21 protein-coding genes are annotated in these 21,948 nt (G+C 62.9%); 17 read left to right on the forward strand and 4 right to left on the reverse strand.

What is annotated here, in order from left to right; translation table 11 throughout:
- Nucleotides 1–50 precede the first annotated feature (50 nt).
- The 12 genes from NKI31_RS25050 (at nucleotide 51) to NKI31_RS25105 (ending at nucleotide 11,966) form a co-directional block, all read left to right on the forward strand.
- Nucleotides 51–1,577, forward strand: a complete 1,527-nt coding sequence (locus NKI31_RS25050; protein ID WP_023667795.1) for an ABC transporter substrate-binding protein — start codon at nucleotides 51–53, stop codon at nucleotides 1,575–1,577.
- A gap of 88 nt (nucleotides 1,578–1,665) precedes the next feature.
- A complete protein-coding gene (locus NKI31_RS25055) occupies nucleotides 1,666–2,673 on the forward strand; it encodes an ABC transporter permease (protein ID WP_352652823.1) in 1,008 nt (335 codons plus the stop codon).
- Nucleotides 2,666–3,514 carry an ABC transporter permease gene (locus NKI31_RS25060; RefSeq protein WP_352652824.1) on the forward strand — a complete coding sequence of 283 codons (849 nt, stop codon included), beginning with the start codon at nucleotides 2,666–2,668 and terminating at the stop codon, nucleotides 3,512–3,514. Before NKI31_RS25055 ends, NKI31_RS25060 begins: the two co-directional genes overlap by 8 nt.
- The gene (locus NKI31_RS25065; RefSeq protein WP_023695186.1) at nucleotides 3,511–4,389 is read left to right on the forward strand and encodes an ABC transporter ATP-binding protein; all 879 of its coding nucleotides are present in this window, start codon (nucleotides 3,511–3,513) and stop codon (nucleotides 4,387–4,389) included. Before NKI31_RS25060 ends, NKI31_RS25065 begins: the two co-directional genes overlap by 4 nt.
- A complete protein-coding gene (locus NKI31_RS25070) occupies nucleotides 4,382–5,212 on the forward strand; it encodes an ATP-binding cassette domain-containing protein (RefSeq protein WP_352652825.1) in 831 nt (276 codons plus the stop codon). The genes NKI31_RS25065 and NKI31_RS25070 overlap by 8 nt, the downstream gene beginning before the upstream one ends.
- A gap of 77 nt (nucleotides 5,213–5,289) precedes the next feature.
- The gene (locus NKI31_RS25075; protein WP_023699864.1) at nucleotides 5,290–5,889 is read left to right on the forward strand and encodes a VOC family protein; all 600 of its coding nucleotides are present in this window, start codon (nucleotides 5,290–5,292) and stop codon (nucleotides 5,887–5,889) included.
- Nucleotides 5,890–6,030: 141 nt separating this feature from the next.
- A complete protein-coding gene (locus NKI31_RS25080; RefSeq protein ID WP_352652826.1) occupies nucleotides 6,031–8,325 on the forward strand; it encodes a bifunctional salicylyl-CoA 5-hydroxylase/oxidoreductase in 2,295 nt (764 codons plus the stop codon).
- The gene (locus tag NKI31_RS25085; RefSeq protein WP_352652827.1) at nucleotides 8,322–9,095 is read left to right on the forward strand and encodes an SDR family NAD(P)-dependent oxidoreductase; all 774 of its coding nucleotides are present in this window, start codon (nucleotides 8,322–8,324) and stop codon (nucleotides 9,093–9,095) included. Before NKI31_RS25080 ends, NKI31_RS25085 begins: the two co-directional genes overlap by 4 nt.
- Nucleotides 9,089–9,559, forward strand: a complete 471-nt coding sequence (locus tag NKI31_RS25090) for a MarR family winged helix-turn-helix transcriptional regulator (protein ID WP_023667803.1) — start codon at nucleotides 9,089–9,091, stop codon at nucleotides 9,557–9,559. The genes NKI31_RS25085 and NKI31_RS25090 overlap by 7 nt, the downstream gene beginning before the upstream one ends.
- Complete coding sequence (locus NKI31_RS25095; protein WP_352652829.1) at nucleotides 9,556–10,368, forward strand: enoyl-CoA hydratase family protein; 813 nt, start codon at nucleotides 9,556–9,558, stop codon at nucleotides 10,366–10,368. Before NKI31_RS25090 ends, NKI31_RS25095 begins: the two co-directional genes overlap by 4 nt.
- Nucleotides 10,368–11,516 carry an acyl-CoA dehydrogenase family protein gene (locus tag NKI31_RS25100; RefSeq protein ID WP_352652831.1) on the forward strand — a complete coding sequence of 383 codons (1,149 nt, stop codon included), beginning with the start codon at nucleotides 10,368–10,370 and terminating at the stop codon, nucleotides 11,514–11,516. The genes NKI31_RS25095 and NKI31_RS25100 overlap by 1 nt, the downstream gene beginning before the upstream one ends.
- 54 nt (nucleotides 11,517–11,570) lie before the next feature.
- Entirely contained in the window at nucleotides 11,571–11,966 is a 396-nt protein-coding gene (locus tag NKI31_RS25105) for a RidA family protein (RefSeq protein ID WP_352652832.1), read from the forward strand.
- Nucleotides 11,967–11,989: 23 nt separating this feature from the next.
- Here the strand turns inward: NKI31_RS25105 and NKI31_RS25110 are convergent, their stop codons facing one another.
- Nucleotides 11,990–13,081: an LLM class flavin-dependent oxidoreductase gene (locus NKI31_RS25110; protein WP_352652849.1), complete on the reverse strand. Its 1,092-nt coding sequence runs from the start codon at nucleotides 13,079–13,081 to the stop codon at nucleotides 11,990–11,992.
- Nucleotides 13,082–13,201: 120 nt separating this feature from the next.
- Between NKI31_RS25110 and NKI31_RS25115 the strand changes: the two genes are divergently transcribed.
- The 5 genes from NKI31_RS25115 (at nucleotide 13,202) to NKI31_RS25135 (ending at nucleotide 18,333) form a co-directional block, all read left to right on the forward strand.
- On the forward strand, nucleotides 13,202–13,963 hold the full coding sequence (locus tag NKI31_RS25115; RefSeq protein ID WP_023729163.1) for an HpcH/HpaI aldolase family protein: 762 nt from the start codon (nucleotides 13,202–13,204) through the stop codon (nucleotides 13,961–13,963).
- A 154-nt stretch (nucleotides 13,964–14,117) separates the two neighbouring features.
- The gene (locus NKI31_RS25120) at nucleotides 14,118–15,317 is read left to right on the forward strand and encodes a pyridoxal phosphate-dependent aminotransferase (RefSeq protein WP_023667810.1); all 1,200 of its coding nucleotides are present in this window, start codon (nucleotides 14,118–14,120) and stop codon (nucleotides 15,315–15,317) included.
- 76 nt (nucleotides 15,318–15,393) lie between these two features.
- Nucleotides 15,394–16,191 (forward strand): ABC transporter substrate-binding protein, encoded by a 798-nt coding sequence (locus NKI31_RS25125; protein ID WP_023682726.1) that lies wholly within the window; start codon nucleotides 15,394–15,396, stop codon nucleotides 16,189–16,191.
- Between the two features lie 150 nt (nucleotides 16,192–16,341).
- The gene (locus NKI31_RS25130) at nucleotides 16,342–17,016 is read left to right on the forward strand and encodes an amino acid ABC transporter permease (RefSeq protein ID WP_023667812.1); all 675 of its coding nucleotides are present in this window, start codon (nucleotides 16,342–16,344) and stop codon (nucleotides 17,014–17,016) included.
- 45 nt (nucleotides 17,017–17,061) lie between these two features.
- Entirely contained in the window at nucleotides 17,062–18,333 is a 1,272-nt protein-coding gene (locus tag NKI31_RS25135) for a cysteine desulfurase-like protein (RefSeq protein WP_352652833.1), read from the forward strand.
- 8 nt (nucleotides 18,334–18,341) lie between these two features.
- Here NKI31_RS25135 and NKI31_RS25140 read toward each other — a convergent pair whose 3' ends face one another.
- The 3 genes from NKI31_RS25140 to NKI31_RS25150 all read right to left on the reverse strand — a co-directional run bounded on the left by NKI31_RS25140 (nucleotide 18,342) and on the right by NKI31_RS25150 (nucleotide 21,930).
- On the reverse strand, nucleotides 18,342–20,303 hold the full coding sequence (locus tag NKI31_RS25140) for a 3-hydroxyacyl-CoA dehydrogenase NAD-binding domain-containing protein (RefSeq protein ID WP_352652834.1): 1,962 nt from the start codon (nucleotides 20,301–20,303) through the stop codon (nucleotides 18,342–18,344).
- Nucleotides 20,304–20,527: 224 nt separating this feature from the next.
- The gene (locus NKI31_RS25145) at nucleotides 20,528–21,505 is read right to left on the reverse strand and encodes a UDP-glucuronic acid decarboxylase family protein (protein WP_023667815.1); all 978 of its coding nucleotides are present in this window, start codon (nucleotides 21,503–21,505) and stop codon (nucleotides 20,528–20,530) included.
- A gap of 179 nt (nucleotides 21,506–21,684) precedes the next feature.
- Nucleotides 21,685–21,930 (reverse strand): hypothetical protein, encoded by a 246-nt coding sequence (locus tag NKI31_RS25150; protein WP_023748005.1) that lies wholly within the window; start codon nucleotides 21,928–21,930, stop codon nucleotides 21,685–21,687.
- Nucleotides 21,931–21,948: the final 18 nt, after the last annotated feature.

Genomic DNA, 21,948 nt, shown 5'->3' on the forward strand with positions numbered 1-21,948 from the left:
TATGAACTGGTAGTGCCGCGCAAAGACAACAAACAACAAGGGGAACGACCATGACAATCAACAGACGCGAATTGCTGGGATACAGTGCCGCGGCACTTGGTGCGGCCGCAATCGGCCTGCCGCAGATCGCCAAGGCAGCGGGCGAACTGACCATCGCCTATAACGTCAACCTGCCGTCCTGGGATCCGACCACCGGACCCTCGGCCGTCAACCCGACGATCCAGGGCCTCTACCAGTCAGTGTTCGACCAGTTCATTCCGCAAAAGCCGGACCTGTCCTTTGCGCCTGGCCTGCTCACCGAATGGGGCTGGAACGAGGATCGCACCAAGGTGACGATGACGGTGCGCGAAGGCGTGACCTGGCATGACGGCTCGCCCTTCACGCCCGAGGACGTGGTCTGGTCGCTGCAGCGGGCGGGCGACGAAAAGACCGGCAATCCGATCCAGTTCGTCTGGAAGAACGTCAACAATTTCAAGATCGACGGCAACAAGATCACCGGCGACGTCGTGCAGTTCGATCCGGTCTACTTTAAATGGATGTCGTTCCTGACCGGCTACATCCTGCCGAAGGCCTATTATGAGAAGGTCGGCGCCGAAGGTTTCGAGAAGGCGCCGATCGGCACCGGCCCTTACATGGTGGAAAAATTCGAGCGAAATGCTTTCCTCCGACTGAAGGCCAACCCGCACTATTGGGGCGACAAGCCGGCCTTCGAGAATGTGACGATCAAGTTCGTCACTGATGCTGCGAGCCGCGTTGCCGAAATCGAATCCGGTTCCTCGCAGGTGACGCTGGAGGTCCCCTATGAAGAGTATGACCGGCTGATCGCCAAGGACGGGCTTGCCGGCTCGTGCAAGCCCGTTTCCGACATCGGCATGATCTTCTTCAACGACATCGAAGCGATGCTGGACAAGAACGTCCGCCAGGCCGCCGTCATGGCTGTGGACAAGGAGCTTCTGGTCAAGCGGCTGCTGCGCGGCTATGGCCAACCGATCGCTACGCTGGAGACCCCGGAGTACACGGCCTTCGACGCCTCGATCAAGGTCGAGCACAATCCTGAAAAGGCCAAGGAGCTGCTCGCGGCTTCCGGCTATTCGCCGGAAAAACCGGTCAAGTTCACCATCCAGACGACCAAGGGCTTCAAGCCCAAGGATTATGAGATGATCCAGGCAATCGTCGGCATGTGGCGCAAGGTCGGCATCGAGGCGACGATCGAGGTCTACGAGATCGCCAAGCACTATGAACTGCGCGCCGCCGACAAGCTGGCGCCGGCCGCCTTCTACAATTGGGGCAACGCCATCGGCGATCCGACAACGTCGACTGGTTTTGCCATGTATGGGCCGAGCCCGCATTCGGTGTGGGACAGCCAGGACCTGATCGACATGATCAATCCGCTCTGGGGCGAGAAGGACGAGGCCAAGCGCATCGCCGGCTGGAAGGCTGTCGACAAGTATATCGCCGAGCAGGCCTATGTGCTGCCGCTGATTCAGTATGCGCAACCTATCGTGCATGCCAAGGGCGTCAACGTGGTGCAGCATGTGTCCGGCGCGCTGCTGCCGGCGCTGATGACCCCTGCCTGATATCGGCTTGGACTTGCCGCGCGCCGTCCATCGCGACGGCGCGCCTTTATACAGGCATACGAGCCTGCGGGCTCCTGCAAAGATTTACATGCTCCTGCAACGATTCCTGATCCGTCTGCTGACGATGCTGATCACGCTGTTCGGCGTGGCCGTCGTCGTCTTCGTCGTGATCCGCGTCGCGCCTGGTGATCCGATCGCCATGATGCTGCCGCCCGGTGCGACCGATGCCGACATCGACCGGCTGCGTGCACTCTACGGGCTCGACAAGACCATCGTGCAGCAATTCTTCATCTGGCTGTCCGGTGTTGTCAGGGGCGATTTCGGTACCTCGATTTCGCTCCGGCAAGATGTGCTCAGCCTCGTCTTCAACCGCTTGCCGGCAACGCTGGAACTCGCCATCGTCGCGCTGATCATGGCGGTTGGGCTCGGCGGCACGACGGCGATCCTCGGCGCCCGCGAACGTGGCACGGCGGTCGAAGCCGGCATCGATATCGCCAGCGGCGCCGCCCTTTCCATTCCCGATTTCCTGTGGGGCCTCGTGCTGATCCTTTTGTTTGGCGTGCTGGTGCCGATCTTCGACATTTCCGGCCGCGTGTCGCCGCAGCTCGACCTGCCCTTCGTCACCCAGTTCTATTTCTTCGAGAGCTTGCTTCGGCTGCGCTTCGACCTGACCTGGGATCTGCTGAAACACATGCTGATGCCGGCAGTAGCCTTGGCATTGCCGCTGGCCGCAATCATCGCGCAGTTGCTGAAACAGTCGCTGAAGGAAGTGCTGGACCTCGACTATGTCGTGCTGGCGCGGGTGAAGGGGTTTTCGGAAACGCAGGTTATCCTGCGCGAGGCGCTGAAGAACGCTGCCTTGCCGACACTGACTCTCGTCGGCGTCCAGTTCACCTTCCTTGTCGGCGGCACGGTCATCGTCGAGCGGCTGTTTTCCTACGAAGGGCTCGGCAACATGGCGATCGATGCCGTCATCAACCGCGACCTGCCGCTGATCCAGGGCATTGTTTTGGTGTTCGCGCTGCTGTTCGTGCTGATCAATCTAGGCGTCGACATGATGTATGCGCTGCTCAATCCGAGGCTGCGCCATGGATGAGGCGCGCGTCGTCCGGCGCGGATTGGGCCCGAGGCTGTGGCTGGCCGGCGGCTGGCTGCTGCTGGCGCTTCTGGCCGCGATCTTCGCGCCGCTGGTCGCACCGCAGGACCCGCTGGCGCAAGACCTGATGCTGGAGCGGCTGCCGCCCTTCTGGCTCGATGGCGCCGAGCCCGGCTATTGGCTGGGCACCGACAGCCTCGGCCGCGATCTCCTCTCCCGGCTGATCTTCGGTAGCCGTATCGCCTTCATCGTCGCTTTCGCGGCGGCGATCGCCGCCTGCCTTGTCGGCTCGACGCTCGGACTGGTCGCCGGCTATTTCGGCGGCTGGGCCGACCGCATCATTTCACGCATCGTCGACGTCTGGATGGCATTCCCGCCGGTGCTGTTCGCCATCCTGCTGGTCGCGGTGCTCGGCACCGGCCTCAGTTCCGTCATCCTCGCCATCGTCATAATCGACTGGACGCGCTTTTGCCGGGTGATCCGCGCCGAAGCGATGGGCCAGTCGCGCATGGACTATGTCGAGAACGCCCGCATCGCCGGCTATGGCCGCATCGGCATCATGCTGCGCGAGGTGCTGCCCAATGTGGCGCCGTCGATCGTGGCACTGCTGTCGCTGGAGATGGGCATCGCCGTCATCGTCGAGGCCATCCTGTCCTTCGTCAATCTGTCGATCTCGACTGACGATCCGACCTGGGGCGGCATCATCGCCGAGGGCCGGCTGTCGATCCATCAGGCCTGGTGGGTGCTGGTGTTTCCGCTTGTCACGCTGATCCTCACCGTGCTGTCGTTCAGCCAGTTCGGTGAGGCGCTGAAGACACGCTTCGATCCGGTGCTGCGATGAGCGCTTGCCTGGATATTGCCAATCTGAGCGCCGTGCTGCCGAACGGCCAGCGCGTGCTGCGGTCGGTGTCGCTCTCCGTGCAGCCGGGTGAGGTGCGTGCTCTTGTTGGCGAGAGCGGCGCCGGCAAGACGATGATCGGCAAGGCGGTGCTCGGTGTGCTGCCGTCAAGCGTGCGCATCGTCGAAGGCGCCATGCAGCTCGAAGGCGAAGACCTCGGCAGGCTGCAGCCCAAGGCAAGGCGCACGCTGATCGGCGCTCGCACGGCGCTGATCCCGCAAGATCCGTTGACTGCGCTCAACCCGTCGCGCCGCATCGGTCCGCAGATGACTGACCGGCTGGTGCGCATTCTCGGCTGGAACGGTGACAAGGCGGACAAGCGTATCCGGCAATTGTTGGATGAGGTGCAGATCCGCGATCCCGACCGGGTGCTGAAATGCTATCCGCACGAGCTGTCCGGCGGCATGCGCCAGCGTGTGCTGATCGCCGCCGCCTTCGCCGCCGAGCCACGGCTGATCGTTGCCGACGAGCCAACAACCGCGCTCGACGTGACCGTGCAAAAGCAGATCCTGCGCCTGATCGCCGAGTTGCAACGCGAGCATGGCACCGCGATCCTGTTCGTCACCCACGATCTCGGCGTCGTTGCAAAGATCAGCCAGCAAGTGTCTGTGCTCTACGCCGGCAAGGTGGTGGAAGAGGCTGATACAGCCGCTCTCTTCGCCGCGCCTGAGCATCCCTATACGCGGGCATTGATAGCCGCCACGCCACGCTACACCCATCCATTGGCCTCGCTGAAGCCGGTGGACGAGACCGTGCTGGCCGGGCTTGCCGCCGAGATCGGCGCGGCAGACCAGGCGTGGAGGCGGCCGCATGGTTGAGCCGCTGTTTTCCGTGCGCGGGCTGAAGGTGGCGCTGCCCGACATGACCCGCAAGCCGCTGATCGGCCGCGCGCCGCTGGCCGAGATTTTGAAAGGCCTGGACTTCGATCTGCCGAGAGGTTCGGTGACCGGCATCGTCGGTGAATCCGGGTCCGGAAAATCGACGCTCGGCCGCACGCTTGTCAGACTTCTGGAGCCGAGCGTCGGCAGCATCCATTTCGAGGGCCGCGATATCGCCCATCTGCCGGATGCGGAGCTGCGACCTCTGCGCCGCGACCTGCAGATGATCTTCCAGGACCCGATGTCGTCGCTCAACCCGCGTCGCACCATCGCCGGCATCATTGCCGCGCCGCTCAAGCAGAATGGGCTTGGCGACAGGCTTAGGGAACGCGTCGCCGAGGCATTGCATCGCGTCGGCCTGCCGCAAAGCTTCGCTAGTCGCTATCGTCATGAACTGTCGGGCGGGCAGCGCCAGCGCGTCGGAATTGCGCGCGCGTTGGCGCTTTCGCCGAAATTCGTGCTGGCCGACGAGATCGTCTCCGGCCTCGACGTATCGACGCAGGCGCAGATCCTCACCCTTTTGGAGAGACTGGCCGCGGAGATGGGGCTGACGGTCGCCTTCATCAGCCACGACCTGTCGGTCATCCGGCGGCTCTGCCAACAGGTGATCGTCATGCGCGAGGGCAGGATCGTCGAGGCGAGCGCCACCGATGCGCTGTTCGACAATCCCAGGGAGACCTACGCGCGCGACCTGCTTGCCGCCATCCCACTGCCTGAGATCGACGCGGACTGGTTGCGGCCAGCAACGCAAGCGCCGGCATAGGACTGTTCACCCACCACGCCGAACAGCGGGCTTCGGACGTGCATGAGGGCAAAATCAGCCCGCGAACGGAGGGTAATATGAATTACGCAGCCCGCGGCACGATGCTTGCCGCGATCCTGTTCTGCTCGATGGGAACGGCTTCGGCCGATGCGATCCCCGGCATGCGCGGCCACGACCACACCGGCATCACGGTGCCCGACATGAAGCAGGCAGTCGACTTCTTCACCGAAGTCGTCGGCTGCAAGAAGGCGATGTCGTTCGGTCCGTTCGCCGATGACAAGGGCACCTTCATGCAGGATCTTCTGGGCGTCGATCCGAAGGCTGTCATCGAGCAGGTCACCATGGTGCGTTGCGGTTATGGATCGAACATCGAGCTGTTCAAGTACACCGCGCCTGACCAGAAGGATTTGACTCCGAAGAACAGCGACATCGGCGGCTTCCACATTGCCATGTATGTCGATGATGTCGCCGCGGCGAAAGCCTATCTCGACGGCAAGGGGGTGAAGACGCGGATGGGTCCGCTGCCGGTCAAGGAAGGTCCGGCGGCCGGCCAGACCATTCTCTATTTCCAGGCGCCATGGGGATTGCAACTGGAGGCGATCAGCTATCCCGATGGGATGGCCTATGAGAAGGGTGCCGAGACTGTGCTGTGGAGCCCGAAGAACCCGGACAAGTGATTTCCAGAGCGCGCTTGCGGGGCCAGCCCGCAGGCGCGCCACCCGTGTCCAGCAATCGTTCCAACATGAAACTTTAAGCTTGAAATATTTTATCTCCGGCGCGATACTTGATATGCAGCAAGCGAAGAGGAGATCGCACGGATGAAGGTTGCGGTTCTCGGTGGCGGACCAGCCGGCCTCTACTTTGCCATTTCAATGAAGCTGCGGGACGCCGCCCACGAGATCACGGTGTTCGAGCGCAATCGCGCCGACGATACGTTCGGCTGGGGCGTCGTGCTGTCGGCCGAAACACTCGACAACCTTGCCAAAAACGACCCGGTCAGCGCTGTCTGGATCAAGAAGCATTTCGCCTATTGGGACGACATCGCCGTCATCCATGACGGCGTGCGCACGGTCTCGTCGGGCCACGGTTTCTGTGGCATCGGCCGCAAGCGGCTTCTGGTCCTGCTGCAGCGACGCGCGCGCGAACTTGGCGTGAGGCTGATGTTCGAGAGCGATATCGCCGACCCTCAGCCCTATATGGAGACGCATGATCTGGTCGTCGCCGCCGATGGGCTGAACTCAAGGGCGCGCAACACCTTCGTCGAAGTCTTCAAGCCCGACATCGACACCCGCAAATGCAAATTCGTCTGGCTCGGCACCAACCAGAAATTCGACGACGCCTTCACCTTCATCTTCGAGAAGACCGAGCATGGCTGGGTGTGGGCGCACGCCTATCAATTCGACAGCGAGACAGCGACCTTCATTGTCGAGTGCAGCGAACAGACCTGGGCTGCCTTCGGCTTCGGCGCCATGTCGCAGCAGGAATCCATCGCCGTCTGCGAGCGCATCTTTGAGAAACATCTCGGCGGCCACGCGCTGATGACCAATGCCAATCACATCAGAGGTTCGGCCTGGATCAATTTCCCGCGCGTGCTGTGCGAACGCTGGTCCTACAAGAACCTGGCTCTGATGGGCGACGCGGCGGCCTCGGCACATTTCTCGATCGGCTCCGGGACCAAGCTCGCATTGGAAAGCGCGGTGGCGCTGGCCGAATATGTCAAAACCGAACCGGACCTCGACGCCGCCTTCCGCAAGTATGAGGATGCGCGCCGCACCGAGGTGCTGAAGCTGCAGTCGGCGGCGCGCAATTCGCTGGAGTGGTTCGAGGAGGTCGAGCGCTATCTCGGCCTCGATCCGGTGCAGTTCAATTATTCGCTGCTGACCCGCTCGCAACGCATCAGCCACGAGAATTTGCGGCTGCGCGATGCCAAATGGCTTGAAAGCGCCGAGGAATGGTTCCAGCGCCAGGCAGGGGCAGGCGGCAACAGGCAGCGCCGGGCACCGATGTTCGCGCCGTTCAAACTGCGCGACATGCAGCTCAACAACCGCATCGTCGTTTCGCCGATGGCGCAGTACAAGGCAGTCGATGGCTGCCCGACCGACTGGCATTTCGCCCACTATGCCGAGCGTGCCAAGGGCGGCGCCGGGCTTGTCTATATCGAGATGACCTGCGTCAGCCCGGAAGGACGCATCACGCCCGGTTGTCCGGGCTTCTATGCGTCCGAACATGAGGTGGCGTGGAAGCGGCTGGTCGATTTCGTCCACACCGAGACCGAGGCGAAAATCTGCGCCCAGATTGGCCATTCCGGGGCCAAGGGCTCGACCCGTGTCGGGTGGGAAGGCACCGACGTGCCGCTCGCCTCGGGCAATTGGCCGGTCATGGCGGCCTCGGCGATTGCATGGTCGCCTGAGAATCAGGTGCCGAAAGCCATGGACCGCGCCGACATGGACGAGGTGCGTGACCAGTTCGTCGCGTCCACCGAAATGGGAGATCGCTGCGGTTTCGACATGCTCGAGATCCATGCCGCGCATGGCTATTTGCTGTCGTCCTTCATCACGCCGGTCACCAACCAGCGCACGGATGAGTATGGCGGTTCGCTGGAAAATCGCATGCGCTATCCCCTGGAAATCTTCCATGCGGTGCGCGCCGCCTGGCCGGCGCGAAAGCCGATTTCGGTGCGCATTTCGGCCAATGATTGGGTCGGCATCGAGGGTGTGACGCCGGCCGATGCGGTGGAGATCGCGCGGATGCTGCACGAAGCCGGCGTCGACATATGCGACGTCTCGGCAGGCCAGACCTCCATTGCCGCCAAGCCTGTCTATGGCCGAATGTTCCAGACGCCGTTCTCGGACCGCATCCGCAACGAGGTCGGTATGGCGACGATGGCGGTCGGCAACATCTACGAGCCGGATCATGTCAATTCGATCCTGATGGCCGGCCGCGCCGACCTGGTGGCCTTGGCACGGCCGCATCTCGCCGATCCCTACTGGACGCTGCATGCGGCCGTGACGCTCGGTGATCGTGGTGTCAAATGGCCGGATCCCTATCTGCCCGGACGCGACCAGATCTACCGGCTGGCCGAGCGCGATGCGGCGGCGGGGCTGAAAGTATGACGACGGCCTTGGCGATTTCAGGCAAGCATGCGCTGGTCACTGGCGGCGGCTCCGGCGTCGGCCGGGCCATCGCGCTCGTGCTGGCCGAGGCCGGCATAGAGGTGACCATATGCGGGAGGCGCGACGCCGAGCTTGCCAAGTTGGCCGGCGAGAACGACCGCATCCACGCCATGTCAGCCGATGTCACCGACGAGGCGGCGATGACTTCGCTCTACGCGCAAGCGGAAGCCGTGCGCGGCCCGTTCGAAATCGTCGTCGCCAATGCCGGCATGGCCGGCAGCACGCCGGCGCACAGGACCTCGCTTGCCGACTGGCAGCGGACGCTCGACGTCAATCTGACCGGCGCCTTCCTGACGGTGAAGCCGGCGCTGGCCGGCATGGCCGCGCGCAAGGCGGGCCGGATCGTCTTCGTCGCCTCGACCGCAGGGCTGAAAGGCTACGCCTATGTCGCGCCCTACGTGGCGGCCAAGCATGGGGTGGTCGGGCTGATGCGGGCACTGGCGGCCGAGACGGCGAAATCCGGCGTGACCGTCAACGCCGTTTGCCCAGGCTTCGTAGAGACCGACATGCTGGAGGAGTCCATTCAGCGCGTCGTCGAAAAGACCGGCCGCTCAGTCGAGCAGGCGCGGGCGAGCCTTGCCTCGACCAACCCGCAAGGCCGTTTCATCCAGCCGCAGGAAGTTGCCGCGGCGGTGCTCTGGCTGTGCGGCGATGCGGCTGCGTCGATTACCGGACAAGCGATTTCGATCTCAGGAGGCGAAACATGGTAGCCGGCCCATTGCCCGCGCCGTCGGGACCCGGCAAGGACCGGCTGCGTCTCTGGATCAGGCTGCTGCGCGCCTCGCGCACGATCGAGGCCGAGCTGCGCGAGCGCCTGAAGAAGGAATTCGATACGACACTGCCGCGTTTCGACGTCATGGCCGCCCTCTACCGCGCGCCGGAAGGCATGCTGATGAGCGATCTGTCGCGCTTCCTGCTGGTATCCAACGGCAATGTCACCGGCATTGTCGACCGGCTGGTTTCGGAAGGGGTGGTCGCGCGCGCGCGCCGCAATGGCGATCGCCGCACATCCATGGTGCGACTGACCGACGAGGGTTCCAAATCTTTTGCCGCAATGGCCGCGGCGCATGAGGGTTGGATCGGAGAATTGCTGGCCAAGGTGAGCGAGGAGGATGCGCGCCGGCTGACCGGCATGCTGACCTCGTTCCGCAGCAACTGGGAGGGACGCGAATGAGTTCGATGGCCGGCCTCAAGCCGAAGCACTTCCTTTGGGAAGTCGAAGGCAGGATCGCCAGGGTGCGGCTCGACCGGCCGGAGCGCAAGAATCCGCTGACCTTCGCCAGCTATGCGGAACTGCGCGACACGTTCCGCGATCTCGTCTATGCCGACGACGTCGACGCCGTGGTGTTCCTGCCCAATGGCGGCAATTTCTCCTCGGGCGGCGATGTCCACGACATTATCGGCCCCTTGGTCAAGATGGACATGAAGGAATTGCTCGCCTTCACCCGCATGACCGGCGATTTCGTCAAGGCGATGCTCAATTGCGGCAAGCCGATCATCGCGGCGGTCGACGGGGTCGCGGTCGGCGCCGGCGCCATCATCGCCATGAGCGCCGACATCCGCATCGCCACGCCGGAGGCCAAGACCGCTTTCCTGTTCACCCGCGTCGGGCTTGCCGGCTGCGATATGGGCGCGTGCGCGATCCTGCCGCGCATCATCGGCCAGGGCCGTGCCGCCGAATTGCTCTACACCGGCCGCACGATGACGGCGGCGGAAGGCGAGCGCTGGGGCTTCTACAACAGGCTGGTCGATGCCGCAGTGCTCGAGTCCGACGCGCTCGAGATGGCGGCGCGCATCGTCTCCGGCCCGACCTTCGCGCACGGCATCACCAAGACGCAGCTCAACCAGGAATGGTCGATGGGCCTCGACCAGGCAATCGAAGCGGAAGCGCAGGCGCAGGCGATCTGCATGCAGACGCGTGACTTCGAGCGCGCCTACAAGGCCTTCGTGGCCAAGGAAAAACCGGTGTTCGAGGGGAATTGATGGCAGACAGGAGCTTCCTCAGCTGGCCGTTCTTTGAAGATCGCCACCGCGAGCTGGCCGAAAGGCTGGAAGCATGGTGCGCCAGGAACCTGCCCGTCGATCACCATGACGTCGATGCCGCCTGCCGCGAGCTGGTGGCGAAACTTGGCCGCGACGGCTGGCTGAAGCCGACGGCGCTCGATACGGACAATCCGGGACCGCTCGATGTCCGCACCTTGTGCATCACCCGCGAGACGCTGGCGCGCCATGACGGGTTGGCCGACTTTGCCTTCGCCATGCAGGGGCTCGGCACCGGCGCGCTCAGCCTGTTCGGCACGCCCGACCAGCAGCAATGGCTGTCAAAGACCAGGGCCGGCAAGACGATTTCCGCCTTCGCGCTTTCGGAGCCACGCTCCGGGTCGGATGTCGCCAACACCGAAATGATGGCGAGCCGCGATGGCGACTTCTATATCCTCAGCGGCGAGAAGACCTGGATTTCCAATGGCGGCATTGCCGATCTCTACGTCGTCTTTGCCCGCACCGCCGAGGCACCGGGTGCCAAGGGACTTTCCGCCTTTCTCGTACCCGCTGATACCAAGGGGCTTGGCATTGCCGAGCGCCTTGAAGTGATCGCGCCGCATCCGCTGGCGCGGCTTTCCTTCGATCAGGTCCGGGTGCCGGCCTCGGCGCTGATCGGCAAACCGGGAGACGGCTTCCGCATCGCCATGTCGGTGCTTGACGTGTTCCGCTCCACGGTCGGCGCGGCGGCACTCGGCTTTGCCCGCCGGGCGCTGGACGAAAGCATCAGCAGGGTGGCCGAGCGCAAACTTTTCGGCGCTCCGATGGCAGAGCTGCAGATGGTGCAAGGCCATATCGCCGACATGGCGCTGGACGTCGATGCGGCGGCGCTGCTGGTCTACCGCGCTGCCTGGACCAAGGACATGGGCGCCGCGCGGGTCACCCGCGAGGCGGCGATGGCCAAGCTGTTCGCCACCGACAAGGCGCAAGAGGTGATCGACAAGGCTGTGCAGCTGCATGGCGGCGATGGTGTCCGCAAAGGCCACATCGTCGAGAGCCTCTATCGCGAAATCCGCGCGCTACGCATCTACGAGGGCGCATCCGATGTGCAGAAGGTGGTGATCGCACGGCAGGTGATGGGCGCGGCCTGACGGCGATGTATTTGATTTGAGATTGATCTTTAAGAATACCGGGGAGGCTTGAAAATGCACGAGATCCTGCAGCCGGAGGGCTGGGCGAAACCGGTCGGCTACGCCAACGGCATTGCTGCGCGCGGCAGGCTCGTCTTCGTGGGCGGACAGGTCGGCTGGAACGGGCAGTGCCAGTTCGAGACCGACGATTTCGCCGGCCAGGTGCGGCAGACGCTGCAAAACATCGTCGCCGTGCTGGCGGAAGCCGGCGCGGAGCCACGCCACATCACCGCGATGACTTGGTATTTCACCGACAAAGCCGAATATCTCGGCAACCTCAAGGGCATCGGCGAAGCCTATCGCGAGGTGATCGGCCGGCATTTTCCGGCGATGGCCGCCATGCAGGTGGCGGCGCTGGTGGAAGATCGCGCGAAAATCGAGATTCAGGCCACCGCCGTTATTCCGGATTAACGAATTCGTTATTCCCTGACTGATCAGCAGCGCAGCCCCGCCCGCTTCAGCAGCGGCAACACATGGTCGCAGAAATAGGGCAATTCCTGGGTGTAGTTGACGAACGACAGCGCGATGCCCTGGTAGCCATGCCCGGCAATGGCAGCCATCTCGGCGGCAATCGTCTCCGGCGTTCCAACCAGCGGGTAGGTGCCGGCGCCGCCGGCAAAACGCTGCCGGTAGCGGTCATAGGCATGCGGGTCATGCGACTGCGAGAACTCCTTCTTGCCTGCCATATGAGCATCGACCGCATCGTGGTCGACCAGATCGACGGCATAGCGCGTGTAGTAGGCCTGCGCCTCTTCCATGGTTGGACGGCAGACGACATGCGCCACCGTGTAGACGCCGACGTTGCGGCCAACCTTGTCGGCCCGCTCGCCGATGTCGGCGACATGCTTGCCGGCATCGCTCATTTCCGAAAAGGTCGTGAACAGATAATCGCATCGGGCGGCGGCGAAATCCCGGCCCGGGCCACCGAAAGCAGCGTTCATGGTCACCGGGCGTGGAACCTGCAGGCTCGCCGGCCGGCTCACCGCCTCCTTGAGGCGATAGTATGTGCCTTCATAGTCCAGAGGCTGGTCCGAGGCGTAGAGCTTTTCCAGGATTTCGATCCATTCGGCGGCCTGGTCGTAGCCCTTCTCGACCAAAGGCGTGCCGAACATGCCGAATTCCTTCGGGTTCCAGCCGCAGACGATGTTCAAGCCGGCGCGGCCCTGGCTGATATGGTCGACAGTTGCCAGCGCCTTGGCGGCATAGAGCGGATGCACCAGCGGCACATGCACGGTCATGAACAGGCCGATCTGCTCGGTGGCCACCGCCAGAGCTGCTGCCCAGGTGAAGGTCTCGAACGACCATTCGCGCACCTTGTTGCGGCCGCCAAAGCCACGCCAGCGCGCGATCGGAAGCATAAATTCCAGCCCGGCGCGGTCGGCGATCTGCGCCGCCGTCAGATTGTCCTGCCAGCTTGCCGTCCAGCGTTCCGGCACATCGGTGATGGCCAGACCGCCATCGGCATTGGTCGAAAAGACGCCGAGCTTCAGTTTGTTCGAGCCGTGCAGGGGATGCGTTTTGATCATCATGGGAACTCGTGGCGGGAGACCGACACGCTAGGCCCGCGCAAAAATATTTCAAGCCTGAAATAGCTTCGCCTCGCCGCCGATTGCGGATATGAATTTGGAGGGGAAAAGGGGATGGATATGAGCGCGTTCCGTCAGAAGTGCATCGGCAAGACCAATCTCGTCGGCTCCTTCGCCGCTATTCCCCATCCCGTCGCCGTCGAAGTGATGGCGCTCACCGGCCTCGACTTCGTCTGCATCGACTGGGAACATGCCCAGATCGCGCGCGACACGATCGAAACCATGGTGCGCGCGGCCGACGTGCATCGCGTGCCGGCCATGGTGCGTGTTCCCGGTCATGCGCCGGAAGCTATCCAGGCGGCGCTCGACAGCGGCGCACAAGGCGTGCTCGTGCCGCGCGTCTCGACCGCTGCTCAGGCCGAGGCGGCGGTGAAAGCCTCGCGCTATCCGCCGCTGGGCGAGCGCGGCGTCGGGCCTGGCCGCGCGGCCGGCTATGGCTATCGCATTCCCGAATATCTGGCCGCGGCCAATGACAGGGTGGTCGTCGCGGTCCAGGTCGAGACATCGGAGGGGCTGGCCAACATCGAGGCGATCGCGGCCATAGACGGCATCGATGTGGTCTTCGTCGGCCCCGGCGATCTCTCCGTGTCGATCGATGCGATCGGGCCGAAAGGCGTGGACAAGCTCAATGAGGCGATCACAAGGATCATCCGCGCGACCGTCGCGCATGGCAGGACATCGGGTATATTTTGCGCCAGGCCACAGACGATCAGCCAGTGGGCCGCTATCGGCGCGAGCTTCTTCGTGCTGGCCAGCGATACGATGTTTCTTGGCGCCGGCGCTGCGGCCAACTGCACCGCTGCGCGCGCCGAGCTGCGGTAGACGGGCGGATCGGGCAAAAACTTTTTAAGCTTAAAACTTTTTCCTTGAAAAGCGCAGCACATTGGATAGCATCCAAACTCGATGGCGACTGTCGTGCCGGTGGGGCTTGCCGGGCAGTCCGTCGCGGTGCTCCGGGTGGGAGGGGTTTCAGTCCTTGTCGTTCATACTGCCCCAGTCATCGTCCAGCGCGCGTTATGCTTTCGACGGCGTACGTGCCCAGATCCGTGACCTGCACACCGAAAACATTGCCAACCTTGCCGTGCGCGCCCGAGAACTGGGCGACGTGATCGCGCTCTGGTACGGCGAAGGCGACATGGTGACGCCCGCTTTCATCCGCGACGCGGCGAAGGCCGCCTTCGATGAAGGCCAGACGTTCTACGTCCCTAACATGCGTGGGCACCCCCTACTGAACGAGGCGCTTTCGGAATACCAAACGCGCATTCACGGCCGGACGATCCCGATTGCGCGCACCACGGTCACGCCCGGCGGCATGCAGGCGCTGTACCTGGCCCTGGAACTGCTGGTCGATACCGGCAGCAACGTCGTCTATGTCGCGCCGCAATGGCCCAACATCCACAACGCCATCCATCTGATCGGCGGCGAGCCAAGGCCGTTTTCGCTCGACTTCAAGGGCGACTGGCATCTCGATCTCGACCGGCTGTTCGCCACTTGCGATGCGCGCACACGCGCGATCTTCCTGTCGACGCCGTCCAACCCGACCGGCTGGACCGCGTCGCGCGAGGAGATGCAGGCGCTGCTCGACTTCAGCCGGCGCACCGGCATCTGGATCATCTCCGACGAGGTCTATGGCCGGCTCTATTTCGACGGCAATGTTGCGCCTTCCATCCTGCAGATCGCCGAGGATGGCGACCGGGTGCTGTCGGTCAACAGTTTTTCGAAAGCGTGGGCGATGACCGGCTGGCGCATCGGCTGGCTGACGCATCCGTCGGGGGTAGCCGACCAGCTTGGCGCCATGACGCAGTATATCAACAGCGGCACCGCCGCACCGATCCAGGCCGGCGCTGTCGCCGCCATTCGCCAAGGCGAGCCGCTGGTCGAGGAGATCAGACAGCGGATCAAAACCGGCCTCGACCTTGCCTATGACAGGCTGGCCCAGATTCCCGGCATCATCCTGCCGACGAAACCGCGCGGAGGCATGTATGCCTTCTTTGCCATGGACGGCGAAAGCGACGCCCGGCAGGCCTGCGCCAGGATACTGGAGACGGCGCGCGTCGGGCTGGCTCCCGGCCACCTCTTTGGAAATTCGGCAGCGGCCTTCCTGCGGATGTGCGTGTGCCGTGAACGCGACCAGATAGCGACCGCGCTCGAGCGCATGGTCGCCGCCATGAATTGACGCCCCGCTGGGAGGTGGGACGGCAACAAACCGTGCGGGAGCTAACCCGCCCGATCACAACCAGAGGGAACACAAAATGAGCTTCACTCGTCGCAACCTGCTTCTTCTCGCCGCCACGATCGGCATCGCTGCCGGCCCGGCCACCGCCTTTGCCGCCGATGTGCTCAATGTCGGCGCCTACCCGACCAATCCGCCCTTCGAATACAAGAACGAGAGCGGCACGTTCGAGGGCTTTGAAGTCGACATCGTCAACGAAGCGGCCAAGCGTGCCGGCATGACCACCGACATTGCCGACCTCGGCTTCCAGGCGCTGTTCGCGGCTGTCAGTTCCAACCGCATCGATGTCGCGATCTCCTCGATCACCATCACGCCGGAGCGACTGAAAACGCTGTCCTTCACCCAGCCCTATTATGACTCCGACATGGGCATTGCGACGAAGACCGATAGCGCTGTTAACACCGAGGCCGACCTCAAGGGCAAGATCGTCGGCGTGCTTTCAGGCTCGACCGGCGAGACCTGGGTCAAGGCGCATCAGGAGGCTGACGGCTACAGCGACGTGAAGGGCTATGACACGCAGCAGAACCTGCTGCTCGACCTCAGCGCGGGCCGCGTGGACGCCGCCGTCAGCGATATTCCGGGCATGGAATACTCCTTCACCAAGATGAAGGACCTCAAGGTCAAGCAGCGCATCAAGACCGGCGAACAGTACGGCCTGATGATGAGCAAGGACCATCCGCTGCTCGGCAAGCTGAACGACGCGCTGACCGCGATGAAGAAGGACGGAACGCTGGCCGCGATCCACAAGAAGTGGTTCGGCAGCGACGCGCCAGCCGATTCCTCGACGGTCAAGGAAATGCCGCTGCCCAAGGCCTGACCGGCAATGGACTTAAATCGTGCCGGCTCCCGGGCCGGCACGATTCATTTCACGCTCCGGCGCCTGCTGCCGCACGGATAGCCTCATGGGAGGCAAGGTCGATTGGTTTTAACTTGAGCATCCTTTGCTCTGGGGTTCGGGAACGCTCCCATGTCGCTAATCGACACCTTCTTCAATCCTGACGTGATCATGTCCAGCCTGCCGGCGCTGTTGCGTGGCTTCCTGAACACGCTGCTGCTCGGCATTTTGAGTATCGGCATCGGCATTCCCATCGGCCTGGGGATCAGCCTGTTGCGGCTCTATGCGCCGAAGCCGCTGCGCTGGCTGGCGGTCGGCTACACCGACATCTTCCGCGCCCTGCCGGTGCTGGTGGTGCTGATCCTGATCTACTATGCGCTGCCCTTCCTCGGCATCCGTCTGTCGTCCTGGGCCTCCGCCGTGACGGCGTTCGCCATCATCATGTCGGCCTATTCAGCAGAAGTGTTCCGCTCCGGCATTGAGAGCATTCCGAAAGGCCAATTCGAGGCAGCACAGGCGCTCGGCCTGCCTTTCCTTTTGACCTTGCGCAAGGTGGTGCTGCCGCAGGCGATCCGCGTCGTCATCCCGCCGATGACCAGCAATTGCGTCTCGATGTTCAAGGACACGTCGCTCGCTTCCACCGTTGCGCTGCCGGAACTGTTGAAGGAAGCGACCAACGCGCAATCGCTCTATGCCAATCCCTCGCCGCTGATCGGCGCCGCTTTGGTCTATCTCATCTTCCTCTGGCCCATGGTCCGCCTCGTCAGCCTGCTCGAAGACCGCTTCAAGACCGAGAAGACGCGCTGACCTCATCAACCGTCCCGCTTCCCAAGCCATTCGCAGGAGATACAGTTGAGCAATTCCCAAGCCGCCGGCGGCTTTCCGGTCGACACCATCCGCGCCATGTTTCCGGCCTTGCAGCGCGCCGGTGATTTCATCTTCATGGACAACGCCGCCGGCGCGCAGATCCCGCAGAGCGTGCTCGACGCGGTGACCAATCACCTGGTCTCGCACAATGTGCAGCGTGGTGGTCGCTATGGGCGCTCGGTCACGGTCGACCAATCGGTTGCGGATGCTCGGACGAGCGTGGCCTTGCTGATCAACGCCTACAGTCCGTCGGAAATCTGCTTCGGCATGAACGCCACCTCGTTCATTCGCCTGGTCAGCCTCGGCATCGGCCAAATGCTGACCAAGGACACAGAGCGCGACGAGATCGTCATCACCGATATGGACCACGACGCCAACATCGCCACGTGGCTGGCGCTGGAGCCCGCCGGAGCCAAGTTCAAATGGTGGCGCATGCGCGAGGACGGCAACCTGCATGTCGACGACCTCAAGCCGCTGGTTTCCGATCGCACCCGTCTCGTCGCCTGCACGGTGACCGCGCATTCGATCGGCTCGATCGTCGACGTCGCTTCGGTGGCCGCGATCGCGCATGCGGCCGGCGCCGAAGTGTTCCTTGACTGCGTGCACTACGGACCGCACGGGCTGATCGACGTGCAGGCCTGGGACTGTGATTATCTCGTCTGCTCCGGCTACAAGAATTTCTCGCCCCATATGGGCTTTCTGTGGGGCCGCTTCGAAACGCTGAAGCGGCTGCCGACCTTCCGCGAGGATTTCATCCCCGACGAGCCGCCTTACAAGGTCGAGGCAGGCACCTTCATCTACGAGAACGTCTCAGGCATGGATGCCGCAGTGCAGTACCTGGAACTGATCGGCCGCAATCTGGCGCCCTCCAACAACCGCTCGCGGCGCGACAACATCGTTGCCGGCATGGGCGCCATCCGCGATTACGAAGTGCTCCTGGCGCGTGAGATGCTCGCCGTGCTCAAGGGATGCAATGTCACGATCTACGGCGTCGCCGAGGAAGCCCGCATCAACGAACGCGTGCCGACATTCTGCTTCAACATCGGCAAGCTGTCGCCGCAGCGGATCGTCGAGGAAATGGCTGACATGCAGATCGGCATCCGCGACGGCCATATGTATGCGCCCCGGCTGATGAAGCGTCTCAACCTGTCGATGGACAGCGGCGCCATCCGCGCCTCGCTGGTCCATTACAACACGGTCGACGAGGTCAGGCGTTTCGGCGAGGCACTGCGCGCCGTCATCGCCAAGCTGTCTTAGCTCGATCGTCAGATGTCTCCGGCGTGGAACATCGGCCCGCCCTTTTGGGCCGGGAAGCCATAGCCGTTGATCATCACCAGATCGACGTCGGAGGCACTCGCCGCGATGCCTTCGGCCAGCAGTGCCTTGCCCTCTTCGGCCATTGCCGCCAGTAAGCGCGTGACGATCTCATCGGGCGAAAAGCGGCGCGGCACGATGCCCTTGGCCGCTCGCACGGCCTCGATCAGCGCCGTTACTTGCGGGTCGCTCCGGCGTTCGCCGTCCGAATAATCGTACCAGCCGCGCCCGGTCTTGCGGCCGAAGCGGCCGGCCTCGCACAGCCGGTCGGCGATTTCGACATAACGTGCTTGCGGATCGCGCATCGCCGCCTGTCGCTTGCGCCGCGCCCAGGCTATCTCCAGCCCAGCCATATCGTTGACCGCGAAGATCCCCATCGGGAAGCCCCAGGCCTCCAGCGCGGCATCCACCTCATCGGGTGCTGCGCCATCCTCCACCATGAACTCCGCCTCGCGGCGGTAGGCCGAATAGATGCGGTTGCCGATGAAACCCTCGGCAACGCCGCACACGACAGGCAGCTTGCCAAGCTTCCTGACGAAGGCGATCGCCGAGGCGAGCACATCGGGCGCCGTCGCCGCGCAATCCACCACTTCGGTGAGCCGCATGACGTTGGCCGGGGAGAAAAAATGCAGGCCGACGATCCGTTCGGGCCGGGCGGTTGCCGAGGCGATCTCGTCGGGGTTGAGGTAGCTGGTGTTGGTCGCAAGGATGGCGTCCGGGCGGACGATACGTTCGAGCTTCCGGAAGAGTTCGGTTTTTACCGCGAGATCGTCGAACACTGCCTCGATGACCAGATCGGCCTGCACCAGCCTGCCGGCGTCGCTGGCCGCTTCAAACCGGCTCAGCGCCTCCCTGCGCGCATGATCGGTGAGACGGCCGGATTGGACCGATTTGTCGAGAAGCCCGGCGATACGCTCGTATCCTTTTGCCGCGGCGTCGTCGTTCTGCTCGATGCCGATTACGCGATAGCCGGCATTCAAGGCCGAGACCGCGATGCCTGCACCCATCAGGCCGGTTCCGACGATACCGACGGTCTCGACCTTGCGAGGCGTGACACCCTCCAGCCTGTCGACTTTGCTGGCTTGCCTCTCGGCAAAGAAGACGTGGCGCAACGCTGCCGCTTCGCGAGAATCCCGGAGGCGCAGGAAGGTCGCGCGTTCTTCCGCAAGACCGTCCTCAAGTTTGGCCGTGGAAGCGGCCTGGACCAGTCTCACGGCTTCTGCAGGCGCCATCTGCCCTCGGCTGCGGGAAAGTACCTTCTTTGCGGCTGCCGCGTCGGCCTCAGGTTGCGAGCGCGGGACGGAAAGCGCGCCCGTGGGCCGCAGCGGTTGGCCGACGAGATGGCGGGCGACGTCGAGCGCGCCTTCGGGAAGATCGTCGGCAATGGTATCGATCAGACCGAGAGCGAGCGCTTCGTCGGCATTTGCGGGCCGACCCGTGCCGATCAGGTCAATTGCGGCGACCGTGCCGATGAGGCGGGGCAGGCGTTGGGTTCCGCCGGCCCCAGGCACTAACCCGAGCTTGACCTCGGGCAGGCTGAAGCTGGCCGCCTTGCTGGCCACCCGGTAGTGGCAGGCCAGCGCAATCTCGCAGCCGCCGCCGAGCGCCGCGCCGCCTACTGCCGCCACGATCGGTTTGGCGAAGCTCTCGATCGCTTCGATCACGTCAGGCAGTGTGGGCGAGACAGCGGGCTTGCCGAATTCCTTGATATCGGCGCCCCCGATGAAGGTGCGCCCAATGGCGGTCAGCACCACGGCAGACACTTCATCCGACGCCGCACGCCCAAGCGCAGCCATCAATCCGGCCCTGACATGGAAGGACAGCGCGTTGACCGGCGGATTTTCGATCGTGACGACGAGAACGCCATCGACGATCTTGCCTGTGACACTCTCGGAAAATCGTGCTGTGTTCATGGAGTTTTATCCCGGAACGACGGCAAATCTTCCTCCTCCTTCTGCTCTCCGCCAAATGCCGGTGTCCCAGCTCGGACGGATGAAGCGCCATGGATCTTCAAAATAATTTCAAGCTTAAAATAATTAGAATTCGAAAAACTTCAAGCCTACCGGAGTCGACTGCAAAAGGCGTCGCTACCACGACGGTGATCGGTCAGACTTGACGGTTGCACTGCGGTGCCGGGTCACGGCGAGTTTGTGGAAACCTTCGGCAGCAGGGCCTTGAAATAGTCGATCGTCTGTTGCAGCCCGGCTTCCAAAGTCACCGTCGGCTCCCAGCCGACAAGCCTTTTGGCAAGGGTGATATCGGGCTGGCGGTGCCGCGGATCGTCTTGCGGAAGATCGCGGTAAATTATATCCGAACCTGATCCGGTCATCTGCGTCGTCAGTTCGGCCAAGCGCCTGATCGTTACTTCCCTTGGATTGCCGATGTTTACTGGACCGGTCACCTCCGGCCCCGTATCCATGAGGCGCAGCATGCCGCTCACCAGGTCGTCGACGTAGCAAAACGACCTTGTCTGTGAGCCGTCGCCGAAAATGGTTATCGGTTCACCACGAAGCGCCTGCACGATGAAATTTGAGACAACCCTGCCGTCTGCCGGGTGCATGCGCGGCCCGAACGTATTGAAAATCCGCGCGACCTTGACCCACAAGCCATGTTGTCGGTGATAGTCGAAGAACAGCGTTTCGGCGCAGCGTTTGCCTTCATCGTAGCATGAGCGCGGCCCGATCGGGTTTACATTGCCCCAGTAACTCTCGGGCTGCGGATGCACAGACGCGTCACCATAGACCTCACTGGTGGAGGCCTGAAAGACTTTGCATTTCAGCCGCTTTGCCAGTCCAAGAACATTGATGGCGCCGTGCACGGCGGTCTTGATCGTCTGAACCGGGTCGTACTGGTAGTGAACAGGCGAGGCCGGACACGCCAGGTTGTAAATCTCATCGACTTCGACGTAGAGCGGAAAGGTCACGTCATGGCGCATGAATTCGAAGCGGGGATGCTTGGCCAAATGGTCGATATTGCGCTTTGATCCGGTGAAAAGGTTGTCGACACACAAGATTTCGTCGCCTCGTTCCAACAGGCGGTCAATAAGATGCGAGCCGATAAACCCTGCGCCCCCGGTAACGAGAATGCGTCTGCGGCTGTCATAGAGTCTGGCCAATTTCTGCTCCCAGGCAAATGCTGATCGACCAGATATCGGTCGCCACACGCAGGATACGACGTGTCCGCAGCCAATGCACAAGGACCAAACTGAAATTTCGCAGATCCGCTCGGTGCCGATGCGAATTCCGATCCGGGCATTTGGTTTGATCAGAAGGCACGATTGAGGCCGATAGTGGCCTATGGATTGGCAGCAGAGAATATCAGCCCTGTCGTCAGGGCCGCCGCTGCATAGGTGGCCGGCAGAACCTGACGGTTCACCCCAATCCGCAGCAGAGAGTGGCTCGAAACCCGGTCCTGCTGGATTTTATCCACAACATCGATGGCATCGGCGATGGCAACATGAAAATGGCAACGACCATTTTTAATGAGACATTCCTCTTCGCGATAGAGCATCGTTGAATTGGCCAACAGGCTGCCATACAAGCACGTCGGCTCAACAGG

Origin of the sequence: Mesorhizobium sp. M0659, assembly GCF_040320605.1 — a bacterium.
In the GTDB taxonomy this organism is placed as follows: domain Bacteria; phylum Pseudomonadota; class Alphaproteobacteria; order Rhizobiales; family Rhizobiaceae; genus Mesorhizobium.

Coding starts and splice junctions, on each gene's coding strand:
- NKI31_RS25050 (WP_023667795.1), top strand. CDS start 51: ATGACAATCAACAGACGCGAATTGCTGGGATACAGTGCCGCGGCACTT.
- NKI31_RS25055 (WP_352652823.1), top strand. CDS start 1,666: ATGCTCCTGCAACGATTCCTGATCCGTCTGCTGACGATGCTGATCACG.
- NKI31_RS25060 (WP_352652824.1), top strand. CDS start 2,666: ATGGATGAGGCGCGCGTCGTCCGGCGCGGATTGGGCCCGAGGCTGTGG.
- NKI31_RS25065 (WP_023695186.1), top strand. CDS start 3,511: ATGAGCGCTTGCCTGGATATTGCCAATCTGAGCGCCGTGCTGCCGAAC.
- NKI31_RS25070 (WP_352652825.1), top strand. CDS start 4,382: ATGGTTGAGCCGCTGTTTTCCGTGCGCGGGCTGAAGGTGGCGCTGCCC.
- NKI31_RS25075 (WP_023699864.1), top strand. CDS start 5,290: ATGAATTACGCAGCCCGCGGCACGATGCTTGCCGCGATCCTGTTCTGC.
- NKI31_RS25080 (WP_352652826.1), top strand. CDS start 6,031: ATGAAGGTTGCGGTTCTCGGTGGCGGACCAGCCGGCCTCTACTTTGCC.
- NKI31_RS25085 (WP_352652827.1), top strand. CDS start 8,322: ATGACGACGGCCTTGGCGATTTCAGGCAAGCATGCGCTGGTCACTGGC.
- NKI31_RS25090 (WP_023667803.1), top strand. CDS start 9,089: ATGGTAGCCGGCCCATTGCCCGCGCCGTCGGGACCCGGCAAGGACCGG.
- NKI31_RS25095 (WP_352652829.1), top strand. CDS start 9,556: ATGAGTTCGATGGCCGGCCTCAAGCCGAAGCACTTCCTTTGGGAAGTC.
- NKI31_RS25100 (WP_352652831.1), top strand. CDS start 10,368: ATGGCAGACAGGAGCTTCCTCAGCTGGCCGTTCTTTGAAGATCGCCAC.
- NKI31_RS25105 (WP_352652832.1), top strand. CDS start 11,571: ATGCACGAGATCCTGCAGCCGGAGGGCTGGGCGAAACCGGTCGGCTAC.
- NKI31_RS25110 (WP_352652849.1), bottom strand. CDS start 13,081: ATGATCAAAACGCATCCCCTGCACGGCTCGAACAAACTGAAGCTCGGC.
- NKI31_RS25115 (WP_023729163.1), top strand. CDS start 13,202: ATGAGCGCGTTCCGTCAGAAGTGCATCGGCAAGACCAATCTCGTCGGC.
- NKI31_RS25125 (WP_023682726.1), top strand. CDS start 15,394: ATGAGCTTCACTCGTCGCAACCTGCTTCTTCTCGCCGCCACGATCGGC.
- NKI31_RS25130 (WP_023667812.1), top strand. CDS start 16,342: ATGTCGCTAATCGACACCTTCTTCAATCCTGACGTGATCATGTCCAGC.
- NKI31_RS25140 (WP_352652834.1), bottom strand. CDS start 20,303: ATGAACACAGCACGATTTTCCGAGAGTGTCACAGGCAAGATCGTCGAT.